This window comes from Paenibacillus sp. FSL M8-0334, from assembly GCF_038000405.1.
GTDB classification, from domain to species: Bacteria; Bacillota; Bacilli; order Paenibacillales; family Paenibacillaceae; genus Paenibacillus_AQ; species Paenibacillus_AQ campinasensis.
The window spans coordinates 1,621,716-1,637,556 of record NZ_JBBOCH010000001.1 but is presented as its reverse complement, the minus strand read 5'-3'; the positions used below and the strand labels follow the sequence as shown (position 1 = coordinate 1,637,556).

17 protein-coding genes and 1 riboswitch are annotated in these 15,841 nt (G+C 56.6%); of the genes, 13 read left to right on the top strand and 4 right to left on the bottom strand.

Annotation, left to right across the window (positions count from 1 at the left end):
- Positions 1-12 precede the first annotated feature (12 nt).
- Both MKX64_RS07125 and MKX64_RS07120 read left to right on the top strand, forming a co-directional pair.
- Positions 13-222, top strand: a complete 210-nt coding sequence (locus tag MKX64_RS07125; RefSeq protein WP_095265930.1) for a twin-arginine translocase TatA/TatE family subunit — start codon at positions 13-15, stop codon at positions 220-222.
- Between the two features lie 271 nt (positions 223-493).
- Positions 494-697 (top strand): CsbD family protein, encoded by a 204-nt coding sequence (locus MKX64_RS07120; RefSeq protein WP_095266048.1) that lies wholly within the window; start codon positions 494-496, stop codon positions 695-697.
- Positions 698-750: 53 nt separating this feature from the next.
- On the opposite strand, the gene MKX64_RS07115 is transcribed toward MKX64_RS07120, so the two are convergent.
- Positions 751-1,242, bottom strand: coding sequence for an AraC family transcriptional regulator (locus MKX64_RS07115; RefSeq protein WP_341035592.1), 492 nt, complete (start codon positions 1,240-1,242; stop codon positions 751-753).
- A 414-nt stretch (positions 1,243-1,656) separates the two neighbouring features.
- On the opposite strand from MKX64_RS07115, the gene MKX64_RS07110 reads away from it, so the two are divergent.
- Together MKX64_RS07110 and MKX64_RS07105 are read left to right on the top strand one after the other, a co-directional pair.
- On the top strand, positions 1,657-2,328 hold the full coding sequence (locus MKX64_RS07110; RefSeq protein WP_095398541.1) for an NAD(P)H-binding protein: 672 nt from the start codon (positions 1,657-1,659) through the stop codon (positions 2,326-2,328).
- A gap of 84 nt (positions 2,329-2,412) precedes the next feature.
- A complete protein-coding gene (locus tag MKX64_RS07105; protein WP_095265933.1) occupies positions 2,413-2,793 on the top strand; it encodes a RidA family protein in 381 nt (126 codons plus the stop codon).
- Between the two features lie 106 nt (positions 2,794-2,899).
- On the opposite strand, the gene MKX64_RS07100 is transcribed toward MKX64_RS07105, so the two are convergent.
- Positions 2,900-3,094 carry a PLDc N-terminal domain-containing protein gene (locus tag MKX64_RS07100; RefSeq protein ID WP_095398542.1) on the bottom strand — a complete coding sequence of 65 codons (195 nt, stop codon included), beginning with the start codon at positions 3,092-3,094 and terminating at the stop codon, positions 2,900-2,902.
- Positions 3,095-3,316: 222 nt separating this feature from the next.
- Here MKX64_RS07100 and MKX64_RS07095 point away from each other — a divergent pair, with 222 nt between their 5' ends.
- The 3 genes from MKX64_RS07095 (at position 3,317) to MKX64_RS07085 (ending at position 8,539) form a co-directional block, all read left to right on the top strand.
- Positions 3,317-6,418 (top strand): DEAD/DEAH box helicase, encoded by a 3,102-nt coding sequence (locus MKX64_RS07095; protein WP_341035591.1) that lies wholly within the window; start codon positions 3,317-3,319, stop codon positions 6,416-6,418.
- A gap of 88 nt (positions 6,419-6,506) precedes the next feature.
- Positions 6,507-7,253, top strand: coding sequence for a hypothetical protein (locus MKX64_RS07090; protein WP_341035590.1), 747 nt, complete (start codon positions 6,507-6,509; stop codon positions 7,251-7,253).
- 431 nt (positions 7,254-7,684) lie between these two features.
- Positions 7,685-8,539 carry a M15 family metallopeptidase gene (locus MKX64_RS07085; protein WP_095265936.1) on the top strand — a complete coding sequence of 285 codons (855 nt, stop codon included), beginning with the start codon at positions 7,685-7,687 and terminating at the stop codon, positions 8,537-8,539.
- A 174-nt stretch (positions 8,540-8,713) separates the two neighbouring features.
- On the opposite strand, the gene MKX64_RS07080 is transcribed toward MKX64_RS07085, so the two are convergent.
- Positions 8,714-9,094 (bottom strand): hypothetical protein, encoded by a 381-nt coding sequence (locus MKX64_RS07080; protein WP_095265937.1) that lies wholly within the window; start codon positions 9,092-9,094, stop codon positions 8,714-8,716.
- A gap of 391 nt (positions 9,095-9,485) precedes the next feature.
- On the opposite strand from MKX64_RS07080, the gene MKX64_RS07075 reads away from it, so the two are divergent.
- The 6 genes from MKX64_RS07075 (at position 9,486) to MKX64_RS07050 (ending at position 15,316) form a co-directional block, all read left to right on the top strand.
- A complete protein-coding gene (locus tag MKX64_RS07075) occupies positions 9,486-10,268 on the top strand; it encodes a zinc ribbon domain-containing protein (protein ID WP_095265938.1) in 783 nt (260 codons plus the stop codon).
- A gap of 91 nt (positions 10,269-10,359) precedes the next feature.
- Positions 10,360-11,208 carry a TrmB family transcriptional regulator gene (locus tag MKX64_RS07070; protein WP_155617619.1) on the top strand — a complete coding sequence of 283 codons (849 nt, stop codon included), beginning with the start codon at positions 10,360-10,362 and terminating at the stop codon, positions 11,206-11,208.
- A gap of 188 nt (positions 11,209-11,396) precedes the next feature.
- Positions 11,397-11,699: a hypothetical protein gene (locus MKX64_RS07065; RefSeq protein WP_095266050.1), complete on the top strand. Its 303-nt coding sequence runs from the start codon at positions 11,397-11,399 to the stop codon at positions 11,697-11,699.
- A 55-nt stretch (positions 11,700-11,754) separates the two neighbouring features.
- Positions 11,755-12,858 (top strand): metallophosphoesterase, encoded by a 1,104-nt coding sequence (locus tag MKX64_RS07060; protein ID WP_196426402.1) that lies wholly within the window; start codon positions 11,755-11,757, stop codon positions 12,856-12,858.
- Positions 12,859-13,100: 242 nt separating this feature from the next.
- Positions 13,101-13,201: riboswitch (purine riboswitch) on the top strand.
- A gap of 146 nt (positions 13,202-13,347) precedes the next feature.
- Positions 13,348-13,917: a xanthine phosphoribosyltransferase gene (locus tag MKX64_RS07055; RefSeq protein WP_095265941.1), complete on the top strand. Its 570-nt coding sequence runs from the start codon at positions 13,348-13,350 to the stop codon at positions 13,915-13,917.
- A 34-nt stretch (positions 13,918-13,951) separates the two neighbouring features.
- A complete protein-coding gene (locus tag MKX64_RS07050; RefSeq protein ID WP_341035589.1) occupies positions 13,952-15,316 on the top strand; it encodes a nucleobase:cation symporter-2 family protein in 1,365 nt (454 codons plus the stop codon).
- Between the two features lie 178 nt (positions 15,317-15,494).
- Here MKX64_RS07050 and MKX64_RS07045 read toward each other — a convergent pair whose 3' ends face one another.
- Positions 15,495-15,833: a DUF4870 domain-containing protein gene (locus tag MKX64_RS07045; protein ID WP_095265943.1), complete on the bottom strand. Its 339-nt coding sequence runs from the start codon at positions 15,831-15,833 to the stop codon at positions 15,495-15,497.
- Between the last annotated feature and the right edge of the window lie 8 nt (positions 15,834-15,841).

Genomic DNA, 15,841 nt, shown 5'->3' with positions numbered 1-15,841 from the left:
GAGAGGATAGCGATGTTTCAAAATGTTGGCTTCGTCGGCATCATGATGATCTTGGTGGTCGTGCTCATTCTGTTCGGTCCTTCCAAGCTCCCGGAGCTGGGAAGAGCGGTGGGGCGCACCCTGTCGGAGTTCAAGTCCTCGGCCAGGGAACTGGTGGGCGATGATAAGGAGCAGGAGAAGGAGAATGAGGGCGAGTCGTCGGTCCTTAAGTTGAAAGGGTAATGTTTGAAAGGCGCAGGCGGTCAGGGGAAGCTCCCCGGGCCGCCTGCGCCTGTTCTGCCTGTTCGATGTCGATTCAGAACGGGGAGATGCGGGTAAAGACGAGTAGACGCTGATCAGCACAAAAACAGCATAGGCATCGATGTTGCCCATAACGAACATGGACCATCAGGGATGGTCATGAATCGGGGCATAGACATGCAGACTTCCCCGGAGGCGCACAAGAGATCTCTGATGAGAGGTACACCATCTTCTACAAGGAGGACTGATGATCATGGATAACAACGTGTTCAAAGGGAAATGGAAACAGATGAAGGGTGAAGCCAAGAAACAGTGGGGCAAGCTGACGGATGATGACCTTGATGTCATCGACGGTGAGAGAGAAAAGCTCGTAGGCAAAATCCAGGAGCGCTACGGCCGCTCCAAGGATGCGGCAGAGCGTGAATATATGGAATGGACCGATCGCTATCGCGATTAACCGGTTGATGTGGCCGGGCTGAGGTGCAGAGATGCCCCTCAGCCCGGCTGTTTTTATCCGGTAACCGGGACGCATAGCTCACAGTAGCCTTCGCTCACGAGATCCTCGGAATAACGTTCAATAACTGGTTTATGATCCATACGGTAACCATGATGCTCCACGGCTTGAAAGATCCGCTTCCAGGCCTGTTCGATGTGTTCGGCCGTATGTTTGATTTTGCACACCAGATATTCTCCTTCCGCCAGCTTTCCTTGGTGAATGTGATCATCCCACGGCATCGGAATTTCCTTTGAAAGAAGACGGCCTTCGTCTGAATCTGCGTCCGGAAGAATTATCCCTGCATCATAGCGGCAATGTTCCGGTGGAGTGATGTCCGGATTGTCCTGCGCGATTCCAAGTATCGCAGTCGAATGATGAAGCAGTTTGTGCGCTCGGGCCCACCCTTTTAACGCCTCCATGGTCTGGATATTTCCAGCGCCATAAGGGCCCCTGCGCCGAATGTAGGCTATGCGCCAGGAAGGCCATCTTTCGAATCGAATCTCCATGATTTTCTATCCCCTTTTCCCCAGTAAGTTAACGTTCCTCTGTAAGTTAACATGTTATAAAACCAAAAACGACCTTAATTTTTAAAATCATCCACAATTATTCATTGCAATGACAGGCGTGAGGTAATGATGACTTGCCTGCCATTAGTTTATCGCGACCCCCCTCTTCCCGGCAGGTGATCTTCCGGGTTAAGGCGAATAGTATGGGATGGGCAATGAATAGCGGATGGGTAGACAGATGACTTGGCGTAGCCTGACATGCCAGGTCATGTTTGTTGTAGCAGGGGATGCGGTGTAGAATGAGTCGGAGAGCAAGATGCAGGCCATGCTGATTCCGTGCTGATGATACATAGGGCCTGCTTGGCGGTGGTGACCGTGTTCGGAACGATTGGGGAAAGGGGGATGCTAGGCGCTATGGGGCAAATTGCACTTGTGGTGGGAGCGACAGGACTTGTCGGCGGACTTGTTGTGAAGGAGCTCTTGCAGCAGGAGGAAATTGTGGAGGTTCGCGCTCTGGTTCGCAGGCCGTTTGAGATGACGCATCCCAAGCTGAAGGTGATGCAGATCGACTGGGATCGGCTCGAGATGTATACTGCGTTTTTTGCGGATGTTCATAGTGTGTACTGCTGCCTCGGAACGACGATTAAGCAAGCGGGTTCTCAGGAGCAGTTCCGCAAGGTGGATCTGGACTATGTCCTGAAGACGGCGCAGCTTGCCAAACGAAGCGGGGTGCGTCAATTTATGGCGGTCAGTTCGGCGGGCGCAAGCCCGAAGGTCCGCAATTTCTATCTTCGCACGAAGGGCGAGATGGAAGAGGGGCTCGCCAGCATCGGATTTAGCGGGCTGCATCTGTTTCGGCCGTCGCTGCTTCTGGGGGAGAGGACAGATACACGATTCGGTGAGCGACTGGCAGCTGTGCTGATGACGTCGCTGGATGTCGTCTTTCGAACGCCGAGGCTGGCGCCTTATCGGGCGATCCCTGCAAGCAAGGTTGCCCGGTCGATGGTGGTGATCGGTCTGTCGAATGTATCCGGCAGCCATGTATATACGAACGAAGTGCTGCATGTGCTCGGTTCGGAAGGCTAAATGTTCAAAGTCGTTTGCCAAGGTATGCCGATGGGATTACAATGAGAATACGTACAAGTTGTTGAATAGGGAAGGGGAATACGGATGAGCAAAAATATAATCTCGACCTCAAGTGCACCAGGCGCTATCGGGCCTTACAGCCAGGCGGTGGAAATCAACGGGTTCGTCTACACATCCGGTCAGCTTGGCCTGAATCCGGAGACGGGCGAATTTGGAGCCGATGTGCAGGAGCAGACCAAGCTGTCGCTGCAAAATGTGAAGGCCATTCTCGAAGCGGCCGGAGCAAGCCTGGACCAAGTGGTCAAAACGACGGTGTTTTTGAAGGATATGAACGATTTTGCAGCGGTGAATGAAGTGTACGGAAGCTTTTTCTCCGAGCCGTATCCGGCGCGCAGTGCCGTGGAAGTGGCCCGTCTGCCGAAGGATGGACTCGTGGAGATTGAGGTAATTGCCGTTAAGAAGTAATGATCACACGCATGATCAAGAAGCTCTTGGCGTTAGGCTTATAGCCGCGCGGAGAGCTTCTTTTTTGTGCCTGACGGGCGATTCTCCTGCATGCCATATCCTGACGCTAGCTGTTGCGAATCAGCAGATAGATAATCGGGCCGACGACAGGGAAAAACAGCATGCCGAGAACGACCAGAAGAGCGAACTCCGGGCTCCGTCCCATCCGGCGTGCATCGTTATAACCCCAAATACAAATGGCAATGTGAAGAAGAAATAATAAAGGAATAATCAATAATCCCAAGCTAAACATAACCGCCATGTTACATCCCCCCCTAATCCTCTCGTTCATATCTGTAAAAGGATACGTATCATCCCACATCAGGTTGCATTTGTAACCGAACAGCACGGCGCCTTTGTTGCTGCGGAAGACGGTCTTTATCATCTTTTTATCGGCAGAATGTCCTGGAATGTTTTGAAAATAGGCGGTGATCGTATAAGATAGTAATAATATCTAAAAAGCAGGAAAAGACGGGAGACTATCATGAATCAACCGCTTTATGGCGTATGGTTAGGTGACGTATTCTTTTGTTTTTCGGGCGAGGTGTCAGAGCCGCGGGTCGATGCATGGAGCCGGGTGGTGAAGGCCCTTCGCCTTCAGGACGGAAGCCGTCCTTATACAGGCGCTGTTCTCCGGCTGGCCGAGCTGAGGTACCCGCTGCAGACCATGGAGGCCAAAAACGGAAGGCGGCCGGAACGTAAGCTGCTGGGCGGACGCATGCTGGAAGGACTGGCGCTTTCGCCTGCCGATGCATTCCGGATGCTGCTGTTCTTGGACAGCGATTACTATAGAAGCCAGGGCCTGGAGACGGGGGAGGAGATGCGATTTTGGGTCAAGGCGAGCCAATTTGCGATGGAGCTGCTGCTGCGCGGCAAATTGGCGCCATCCTCGGCGGAGGTGCGCCCTACCGGCCGGCGCCGAACATCAACCGAGAGCATTCGGGCGGTATGGAGACCGCAGCTTGATGGGGAGGATCGGGAGCGGTTCCTGCAGCTTGCAGCCAATATGCCGCCGATATGCTTGGGGGCCCCGGCGGCCTTTGCGGGTCACGAGCCGGCGAGCCGGGAAGAAGCGGGGGCCATCGTGCTGCATTCTTTCCTGAGCGCGATCATCGACAGTGAATCCAGGCAATCGGTGCAGGAGCTGGAGAGCAAGCTGTCCGCTCATCTCGCTGCCTACAGGCGGGGACAATCCCCGCTGGTCGAGCTGTGGTGGAACAGTCTGCTTACGGTCAGCCGGGAAATTCCCGTTCAGGGAACGCCGGAAGAGATCGGCGGGCTGGTCAGCAGCGTGGAGGAAGTAAGCCAGGCGGGCATGCCTTATATGGAGGGAGAGGAATTGCCTCCTGAGGACGGAACCCTCCGGCTTGGTCTGAGGCTGGAGCCTCCGCTTGAACCTGGGGCCGAGGAGTGGCGGATCTCGTTCTGGGCTGGCAGCGTGGAGGATGAAGGCGTCTGGCTGCCTGCCCGAAGCATATGGGGCGGGAAGGAGCCGGATCGGATGATTCGGGGACGGGTGTACCGCAGCGTGCGCGACCAGTATTTAATGAGGCTTGGCGAGGCGGCAGAGCAGGCCCCGGATCTCGCGGAGGGCCTATTCGGACCGGCACCCGAAGGTGTCGTTATTCCGCTTGGCCGGCTTGCGTCTTTCATGAAGGAATCAGTTCCGCAGCTGACGGCCGGGGGAGTGAAGATCCAGATGCCTTCCAGGTGGACCAGAGAAGGCCGCCGCCGCGTCGGACTGTCCCTGAAGATGCAGCCGGATGCGAGGCTGACCGGGGAGGAAGGCGCAAGGCCGGTGCTCGGAATGAAGCATCTCGTGGAATTCCAGATCTCGGCCTCAATGGGCGGGCAGCCCATCACCCGGGAAGAGCTGCAAGCGCTGGTGCAGCAAAACCTGCCGTACGTGCAGTTCCGGGGAGAATGGATTGAGGTGGACCTGAAGGAGATCAACCAGGTCCTCCGGTTCATGAAGCGTCATGAGCAGGGGGAAATGGAGCTGGCCGAATGGGTCCATCTCGCCGCCGAACAGGACGGGGAGCGAATCTGGAAGGGGCTGCTGATCGAGGAGCTGGAGACGACAGGACTGCTGTCTTCGCTGCTGGCCGGCGATGGCTTGCGCGAGCTTCCGGAACGACCTGTTCCGGCTTCCTTGCACGGGGAGCTAAGGCCTTATCAGGAACGCGGCTTTCAGTGGCTCAGCCTGATGCGCGATATGGGATTCGGGGTCTGCCTGGCAGATGATATGGGACTTGGAAAGACGGTTCAGGTTATTACCTGTCTGCTGGACAGTACAAGGACTGCTGCAGGCCGGGGACCGGCGCTCATCGTATGTCCGACTTCGCTGCTTGGCAACTGGCAGCGGGAGTTTCAACGTTTCGGCCCGGATTTGTCGCTGTATATCCATCATGGGACCCGCCGCCTGAAGGGGGAGGTGTTCCAGGAGGAGGTCCGGGAGTACGACGTTGTGCTGACGACCTATCATTTGGCAGGGCGGGACGGTAGTGATCTGGCAGCCGTATCCTGGTCGAGCATCGTGCTGGATGAAGCGCAGTACATTAAGAATTACCGGACCAAGCAGGCGCAGAGTGTCATGAAGCTGTCAGCGCCTCACCGGATCGCCATGACCGGTACGCCGGTGGAGAACCGGCTGGCCGAGCTGTGGTCGATTTTTCATTTTCTCAACCCCGGTTATCTCGGCTCCTTCAACGGATTCCGGCAGCGTTACGCCGCAGGCGACGGGCAGCAGGAGCGGCTGCGGGAACTGCACAGGCTGATCTCGCCCTTCATGCTGCGCAGATTGAAGAGTGATCCGGACATCCGCAAGGATCTGCCGGAGAAGCTGGAGGTAAAGTCCTACTGCAGGCTGAGCGAGATGCAGGGGGCGATGTATCAGGCGGTCGTCGACGAAATGCTGGGGCAGATCGAGAATCGGACAGGTCTGGCGAGGAAGGGGCTGGTGCTGTCCTCGCTGACCAAGCTGAAGCAGATCTGCAATCACCCGCAGCTCATTCGCGGGGAGGACAGCCGCACTGTACGCATCGAGCAGTCGGGCAAGCTGGAGCGGATGCTGGAGATTCTGGACAGCATTGCCGATGTAGGCGAATCGGCGCTTATATTCACCCAGTATGTTGCGATGGGAGAACTGCTGGTCAGCGTGCTCACCCGGAGGTACGGGAAGCGGCCGCATTTCCTGCACGGCGGCGTAGCCAAGCGGGACCGCGACGAGATGGTTCGGGCCTTTCAGGCGGGCGAGGGCTCCGAGTTCTTCGTGTTGTCCCTGAAGGCCGGCGGCGTCGGGCTCAACCTGACCCGGGCCAACCATGTGCTTCACTATGACCGCTGGTGGAATCCGGCGGTGGAGAATCAGGCGACGGACCGCGTGTTCCGGATCGGGCAGCATCGTGATGTGCAGGTGCACAAGCTGATTGCCCAGGGAACGCTGGAGGAAAGAATTGATGAGCTGATTGAGCAGAAGAAGGCGCTGTCTGAGCAGGTGGTCGGGTCAGGCGAAACCTGGCTGACCGAGATGTCGGACCGTGAACTGCGCGAATTGATCGAGCTGCAAAGTCAGGATTGGCTGTAGCTGCAAGTGAAGGCAAGAGCCTTCTGGCAGCGGTAGAACCCAGGCCCCGAGAGGAGTGCCTGGAAGCTTAAGAGGAGGTTGTGCCACCATGGAGCAGCAGGAAGCCCCTGAGCGGGGACAGGTGAAGCTGGATTTCACCCCAGGTCTGATCAAAGGGGCAGTTCAGCGCGCGGATGATGAAACCGAATCGGCGCTGGTGGAGGTTCCGGTGGACGTGCTGACACCGGAAGCCAAGCAGGCGCTGGTGGAGCGTCTCGGCCTTCGGCCGCTGACGCTGTACCGCCTGCTTGCCGGGCGTCCGGCCGCCGAGGCGGACGCCGGGCTTCCATCGCCTTCGCTTGAAGGCGATGGATCGGCCGCGCGCTGCTCCTGCGGGCGCGCTGCCTGCAGCCATGCCGCCGCCGTGCTGGATGCCGCACGGCAGCGGCTGGCAGCGGAGCCGCTCCAGCGGCTGGCGCTGCTGGGGCTGCCGCGTGAGGCGCTGCTGGCCGGCGTCTACGACGCCTGGGGCCAGACGGCCGGGAACGCGGCAGGCGGCTCCGCCGACGAGGCGGCCGCACGGGCCAAGGAGAAGGGAGCGCCGCTCCCTTCTCCAGGCGAGTGGCTGGCCGAGGCGGCGGCCGAGGGCCGGCTGCACCGGCCCGGCCCGCAGCTGGATGAGGTGGAGGTGCGGCTTTCGCCGCCGCCTCCACCGGAGGAGCTGCGCCCGGCCGGGGACTGGGCCGGGCTGCTGCCGGGCGTGCGCGGCGCCTCCAAGGCGCTCGGCCTGGTGGTCCGCCAGACGGCGGCCCGGGCCGAGCAGCTGCGCCGCCAGCTGCCGCGAAACGGCGACTGACCGCCGTTTCGCGGTCCGCGCCGCGAGGGCCGGGAGCGGCGCCCATGCCGCAGGAGTGCCCGGCGCCCATGCGCCGGCAACGCGGTCCCATGCCGCAGGTACGCCTGGGGCTGAACGGCCTCGGCAACGCGGCCCACGTGCACTCGGCGCCCATGCCGCAGGAGTGCCCGCGCCCATGCGCTGGCAACGCGGTCCCATGCCGCAGGTACGCCCGGGGCTGAACGGCCTCGGCAACGCGGCCCATGTGCACTCGGCGCCCATGCCGCAGGTGTGCCCGGCGCCCATGCGCTGGCAACGCGGCCCGCGTGCCCCCCGCCTCTCCCCAGCCCGCTAGAGCCCATCAATGACATGAAATGATGGTTTGTCCTCACATTTCGATATGAGGTACAATGGGGAGAGGAAACAATTCATTTTGAAGGGAAGAGCGGCAGATGAGCGCAAGAAGAACAAGTTGGACAACCCTGCTGCTGTCATCGCTGCTGGTAGCGGGAATGGTGCTGGCTGGCTGTCAGTCGAAGGATGCCGGGTCAGGGCAGGAGCAGGGACAGGAGCTTCAGTCGCCTGCCGGGGAGCAGCAGGAGAATACGATCCCTGAGGGTGAGGCAGGAGCGGACGATGTGCCGTCCGATCCGGTGATGGCGAAGCGGACCGAGAATGCGCTCCAGGCTACCGTGAAGGAAGAAGGCGGCAAGCAGGTCGTTATCAACGCTGAAGCGATCCCGGTTGTGGTGAACAAGCAGCGGAGCCTGCCGGACGGCTATGCGCCGAGCGATCTGGTAGAGCCGAATGTGCCATTCTCCTTTGACGAAGCGCATGAGAAGCGCCACATGCGCCGGGAAGCGGCTGAGGCGCTGGAGGAGCTGTTTGCAGCTGCCCAGGCCGACGGCATTGAACTTCGCGCCGTGTCCGGCTATCGCTCCTATGAGCGCCAGAAGGTGATATATGAGAACAATGTGCGGACCAAGGGTGAGGAAGAGGCGTCGCGCGTAAGTGCAGTTCCGGGGACGAGCGAGCATCAGACGGGACTTGCCATTGATGTATCCAGCCCGAGTGTCGGCAATGCGCTGGAAGAAGTATTCGGACGTTCAGCGGAGGGCCGGTGGCTCGCCGAGCATGCGGCGGCATTCGGATTCATTATTCGTTATCCGGAAGGCAAGGAAGGCATTACCGGCTACGTGTACGAGCCTTGGCATATACGATATGTCGGAAAGGATCTTGCGCCAGATATTGCCGACAGCGGATTGACGCTGGAGGAGTATTTCGACGAGTCGAATATCAAACTGTAATTCCAGGTCCGAAGAACTGTATGGAAAAAGGGACTGAAGTCTACCCTTATCAGGGACTTTATGTACTTGCGGTCTTCTTGTTCAATCGCTAATGTTGAATTGGAATCCGCAAGGTTCGGGCATATGAACGTGTTGAACTGTCATAAATCCCGGAGCATCCGCTCCGGGATTTTTTCAATTCTCCGGCGGTTTGTTCGTCGGTGAGCCGGCGTAGCCGGGATGGTCATAGCCGGTATCGTTCATTTTGTCGATGATGTTCATATCATTAATCAGTTTGCGGCTGTTCTCATCGCCATGCTCATAGAGGAAGCTGTACAGCTCGATCGTCCGGTCGTCGAACTGCTTGGCCGCATCATCATGATCTGCGGACTTATAGGGGACAAAGGTGCGCCGAAAGGCGTATTTGTCGCTTTTTGCCACATCGTTCAGCAGATCGCGAAGCCTGGTCAGCTCATCCTCGCTCAATCGGACGACAAATTCAACGGATTCATGCGGAGTTTCTTGGATTAAGTTATGTTTGACCGAAACATAATAGGTCGTTTTCTCGTAATTCATATCAAATCCCTCCATTTCCGCATCTGTCGATGGGTTTGTATATGTTTACACGCAATCGCGCAGGGCTGAATCAGCGAAAGTGGCACGGGGATGCTTGTCGGCTTGCCTGGGAATCCCTCCCTTTTTCCAAACGGGAAGCAAATTTGGTATGATAGGTACACGGAAAAGCCCCGCAGCTTCGGGTCTGGCATTTTTACGGGAAAAATGACGGATGATGACCAGTGGGCTTCCCATCGGCAGCGATAGGCGAGGCGATTCAGTACGTCTGTCTGATCTGGCCTGAAGCGGCCCGAATCGAAATTGAAGTGATTGCCTGGAATATGTAAATAAGACCGAACATATATCGGAGAATATTGGAGAAACGGACTAGCGATAGAAAGGGATGAGACGGATGAAAATTTTGCAAAGACTGAAGGATGGAGCCAATAAAGCGACGGAGAAAGCGCAGCATGTGGTGGAAATCAACAAAATGAACAGTCAGATCGCTGAAATAGAGCAACAGAAGAACGCTTATTTTCAAGAGATGGGCAAAGTGTTTTATGAGGGCTACCGATCCCAGGATATGTCGGTCGCCGAGAAAGAAATGGTTGAACTGGCACAGGTCTGTGACGGTTTGCAGGAGCAGATTCACACGCTGCGCAACCGGATTGCCATTATGAAAAACGAGCGGCTGTGCGAGTGCGGGCGTGTCGTTGGACTGGATGCCAACTTCTGCCCATACTGCGGGAACAAGCTCGAGAAGCTGACGAGAAACGAGCCTAAGCCTGAGGCGCAGCCGGTGCAGAGGGAACGGGAGCGGGTGCTTCCGTTTGAGGATGAGCATGAGCATGAGGAAGAACATGCGGTGCAGGAGCGATTTGAATACCGTCCGGTGTCAGGGCCGGCAGAGCCGGAAGCCGAGATCGATCCGGAGGTTGAGGTCGATCCGGAGCAGCTCTTCAGAGAAGAGGAAGAACGCGAACGGGAACGCCGTCACCTTGAGGAGCTTGAGCGGGAGCGGGAGCGGCAGCTGGAATTGGATCGCCGCATCCGTTTCTGGCAGGAGAACAATCAGTTTCAGGACCAGAAGCCGGACGAGGAGAGTGCGCGCGATACGGTGAAATGCCAGATTTGCAGCGTTGATCTGGCCAAAGGCTCCAAATGGTGTCCGCGCTGCGGGGCGGAACAGATCTGAGCGGTAACGGGGACAGCCATATTGCGCAGCTAGCACGAGCGGTGTGTGCGGGTGAAGTTGGCGTTCAAGCATCTTTGGGGGGACTGGGTTAATGGAACAACTACTGCATCATTTGCGCAATCTGGGTTTTACCGAAATTGAGTCGAAAATTATGGTCGATCTGGCTGAGCATGGACCGGCCGGAGGCTACGAGGTAGCCAAGCGTCTTGGCGCTTCCCGCTCGAATGTATATGCGGCCATGCAGCGTCTGGAGCGTCAGGGAGCGCTGGAGCGCATGTCCGGGGAACCGCTTCGTTACCGGGCGCTCAAGCCCGAGGAGCTGACCCGGACGATCTCGATGCGGGTGGAAGCGTCGCTCGCATTCGTGGAGAAGAGCCTGCCCCGGGGAGCCGGAGCGCCGTTTCTGAGCATGGAAGGGGACAAGGCGGTGCTCGATATTTTGTCCCGCGAGATTGGACGTGCCAAGCGGGAAATTATCGTGGACGTATGGCGGGAGGAAGCGGAGCTGCTTCGCGAACCGCTTGCCGAGGCGGAATCCCGGGGGGTTAGGGTGGTTTGGGCCTGCGACGGTCCGGACCACGGACTGGCCCGGACGCTGGCTTGGTCCGGCTGGGATGACCTGGGTGCGCGGAGCCGCGGCGGGCGAAAGTTCTCGTTCGTTGTGGACCGCAGCTGGTGCATGCTCGGCATGCGCGGCGGAGAACAGGAGACCGGCGCGGTCATTACCGAGCATCCGGTCATGGCGGAGCTGCTCCTGCATCACTTCACGCAACAGATGGTGCTGTTCCATCTGGAGCAGGATATGGGAGAAGAGCTGGAAGAGCGCTACGGCCCGAATTTTGAAAACATCCAGCGCGAGTATATCTCGTCCGGTTTTGTGGAGGACCGCGGTATCGATCAGCGATCTGATAAACCGGCAGAAACAGAATCTGAGGAATGAAGCGTGGAAGTGACTTTTGTCACTTCCAGTTGCTTTTTTATAGCGTATGCTGGGTATAGGGGAATATAGCTGGGAACCGGTCCTGGAATTGTGCGGGATTCGCCCCATGTTCCCTGAATGAACGCTGCGCCGGCAGGAGATCATGAATAGGGATGGACACTGGAAGAGGAAGGGAGCTGTTATACAACATGGAATGCATCGTCCGTTTTACAGTGAACCATGCAGAAGGGCCGAAGAAGCTGCGCGGACTTATTTTCGTTGATGAGGGAAAAGCGCCGAGCACGGACCAGCTGCTGGATATGTTTCGTGATTTGGAATATGAGGTCGTGCCCGATGAGCAGGACGAGCTGTTGTTCAAGCCTGTGAATTCGAATGAGACCTACCATTCGATTCGGGTGAACGAGCTGGATATGGGTCAGGAGAAATACACGGAAGACCGCAATCTCAAAGCGATATTGAATAATCTGCTGCCCAAGCAGAGAGGATTGTAAAGATGATCTCCTCCGCCTTCTTTGATATAATATTTATTGGCGGAAGGAGATGGAGATGTTTATATTTATAGCGATTGCAATGCTTGCTGTTTACGGTCTGCTTGTCTATTATGTTGGTCGAAGCGTATGGAAGTGGGTGAACCCGCGTCCATCCCTGGTGTTGAAGATCATTTATGCGGTGGTTCTGACCGTGGTGGCGACCTCGTTTATTACAGGCCGCTTTATCGGGAGCGTACCGCTTCTAAGCATGATCGGCTCGTACTGGATGGCGGTGTTCTATTTGCTGATCATTCTGATACCGGTTATGCATATTGTGCTGCTGCTGCTCAAGCTGACCACGCTGCCAAGACATACGGTGCAGAAGGCCGCAGGCTACGCCGTGCTGGTGCTGCTGATCGGCCTGATCAGCTACGGATCCTACAATGCCTACAGCCCGGTCGTGCGTACATATGAAGTGAAGATTGAGAAGAATGCAGGGGGGCTGGACAATCTGAACGTTGTCCTTGCTTCGGACATGCACTTTGGCCTGCTCTCGGGCAAAAGCCATGCAGAGCGGATGGTGAAGGAAATCAACGCCCTTCAGCCGGATCTCATCCTGTTCCCCGGGGACATTATCGACGATGATCTGGACGCGTATTTGCGCCAGGGCATTGACGAGGTTCTGACGGGTCTTGAGGCCCGGTACGGCGTGTATGCTTCTCTAGGCAATCACGACCGTGATCCGATTGGAATGCAAGCGTTGATTGACACTTTGGAACGCAGCGGGATGACGGTGCTCTATGATGAATCGCTTGTGGTGGAAGATCAATTGACGCTGGTCGGACGCAAGGACTACTCGGATCGTAACCGGTCTAATATGGCGACGCTGATGCAGGATGTGGACCTGTCGAAACCGGTGATTGTGCTCGACCATCAGCCGAATGCGCTGCAGGAGGCCAGAGAGCAGGGCGCCGATCTGATCGTTTCCGGCCATACGCATCGCGGCCAGGTCTTCCCGGCTCATCTGATTACCCGAGCCTTGTTCGAGAACGATTACGGCTATATGCAGCAGGGATCGTTTCATTCGATTGTCACTTCGGGATACGGCTTCTGGGGGCCGCCGATTCGGCTCGGTTCGCAATCGGAGATTGTCATGATCCAGGTTGCGTTTGAAGGATAGCGTTGATGTATAGAACGGACCGATTGTTTATCGGGAAGATAAGAAATCGTTTCTTTGGCCTAGGGGCTGTGCTCCTTTATGGCTTAAGAAGCGGTTTCTTTTTTTGTGTGGAATAGTTTGGAAAGATGGTTTTCGCAAATTTTCACTTTATTTATTCATAGAGAAGCGGTATACTTCTTTCATTCGGATATAACACGTTCTGTTACTTTAAGCGATGAGAGCAAGGTTGTAATCTAAAGCTCTATCATAATAGTACATCTTCTCGTATATGTGCAGGGATTGGCCTGCATGTTTCTACCCGATCACCGGAAATGATTGGACTACGGGATATTGCAGCGCGGCGATTAGCGGCAGCCTTGTATTTCGGGCTTCGTGTGGATCAGCCGTTGTGTCTGCTTTAGCCCATGGATTCCTTTTTTCGGAGACGGAGAGGATGAAGATGGGCTTTTTTGCTTTTGGGAATGTGGACAAGGATGAAGGGGGAGCATCATGCAATTACTGCAAAACAAAGTTAAAGAGGAAGGTATTGTGCTTAGCAATCAGGTTCTGAAGGTCGATTCGTTCCTGAATCACCAGATGGATCCGGTGTTGATGCGGGAGGTGGGCAAAGAGTTTACACAGCGCTTCAAGGAGCACAACGTCACGCGGGTATTGACCATTGAGTCCTCGGGTATTGCACCGGGCATCATGACCGCGCTTGAGCTGAACGTGCCTCTGATCTTTGCGCGCAAGCAGAAGTCGCTGACGCTCCGTGAAGATATATATGTCGAGAAGGTGTACTCATTCACCAAGCAGGAGAGCAACGAAATTACCGTCTCCAAGAAATTCATCAATCCCGGCGACAAGGTGCTGATCGTGGATGACTTTCTTGCCAACGGCGAGGCAGCTTTCGGTCTGGCCCGGATCGTGGAGCAGGCGGGCGCAGAGGTTGTGGGCATCGGGATTGTCATCGAAAAAGCATTTCAGCCGGGCGGACGTCTCTTGAGCGAAGCCGGTTATCGTGTCGAGTCCCTGGTCCGTATTGCATCGCTTGAGGATGGGAAAGTGACATTTGCATAATCCAACCATTTCATTCAGAAGGAGTTAAGAAATCATGGAAGAAGCGAAGCAAGCGGTGACAGAACCGATTTTTGATAAGAATCGTGCACCGGGCAAAACCATTTCCCTCGGGATCCAGCACGTGCTGGCCATGTATGCCGGAGCGATTATCGTTCCGATGATTGTAGGCAATGCCCTCGGACTGACGACCGAGCAGCTGACCTACCTGATCGCGATTGACCTGCTTGCCTGCGGGGTAGCGACCCTGCTGCAGGTGTTTGGGAACAAATATTTTGGCATCGGGCTTCCCGTGATGCTCGGCTGTGCATTCCAGGCGGTCGGTCCGATGATTATCATCGGCACGCAGTACGGAATGTCGGCGATTTATGGCGCGATTATCGCATCCGGATTGTTTGTGGTGTTATTCTCCGGCTTGTTCGGGAAGCTGATTAAGGTGTTCCCGCCGGTCGTGACCGGATCGGTCGTGACGATCATCGGTTTGACGCTCATTCCGGTGGCCTTGACGGATCTTGGGGGCAGCCAGAATGCCGGCGATGAGTTCGGGAGCGCCTTGAATCTGTCCCTCGGCTTTGGCGTGCTGCTGTTTATCATCCTTATGAATCGTTTTGCTAAAGGGTTCCTGCGCTCGATCTCCGTCCTGATCGGACTGATTCTGGGGACGCTCGCGGCTGCTGTGTTCGGGGGGCTGGATCTTGCTCCGCTGAAGGAAGCCGGATGGTTCCGCGCTCCGCAGCCGTTCTACTTCGGAACGCCGACATTTGAGCTGATGCCGATCGTGACCATGATTCTCGTGGCGATTGTCAGCGTGGCAGAGTCGACAGGCGTATTTATGGCGCTTGGCAAAATCGTCGGTCGCGACATCAATTCGAAGGATCTGACCCGCGGCTATCGCGCCGAAGGGATTGCCATTGTGGTGGGCGGCTTGTTCAACTCGTTCCCGTACACCACCTATTCGCAAAATGTCGGGCTTGTACAGATGAGCCGCGTAAAAACGCGCGACGTCATCGTGGTGGCCGGCGGCGTGCTGGTGCTGATCGGACTTATCCCGAAAATTGCTGCGCTGACGCACCTGGTTCCATCTTCGGTTCTGGGCGGCGCGATGGTTGCCCTCTTCGGGATGGTCGTGTCCTCCGGAATCCGCATGCTGGGCGATCAGGTGGACCTGAACCGTCATGAGAATCTGTTCATTATCGCTTGTTCCGTCGGCGTCGGCCTGGGTGTGACCACCGTGCCGGAACTGTTCGCCAAACTGCCGGATTGGATTCGCATTCTGGCTGATAACGGAATTGTGGCAGGAACGGTCACAGCGATCGTGCTGAACCTGCTCTTTAACGGCCTCAAATCAACGCCGCCTGTCCGCAAGGAAGATGAGGAAGCGCTGGAGGGGAAAGTAGCCTGAAGGCACGAGCAGGCGCTGTAAGACATACCGGTTCGGCGAATCCTGCCTAACCGGAGAACGGCCAGAAGCCGGCAGAATTCGTTCTGCCGGCTTCTCTGTGTTCACCCGGGTGCGTTCACCCTGAAGAGGGAAGAAGAAAGTGCTGTTTGTCCATCGCCGCATCCTGGGCATGCGGCTGCTATAACCGCTGGATCTGCTGCTCGGCGAAGGGGCCGATCCAGGGCAGCTTGAACCATTTGCCCTGGAGCGCATTGAAGATAAGGATGAGCCACATTAATACGCCAAGCAGGGCGAGCAGCGCCGAGGCCAGCAGGCCGATAATCGGCACGGCGCCGGCCAGTACGTGGGCCATGCCCAGTATGCCGTAGGCGAACAGGGATTGCAGGGCATGGAACATGACGTAGCGGCTTCTTTTTTCAAGGGAAAGAAACAGTATCCCTCCGACCATCGGGAACAGATAGCATAGTGCAGCCGCCAGGTTTTCGGGAAGCCCTGTGGACGATTTAAAGGGTGACATTCATACCA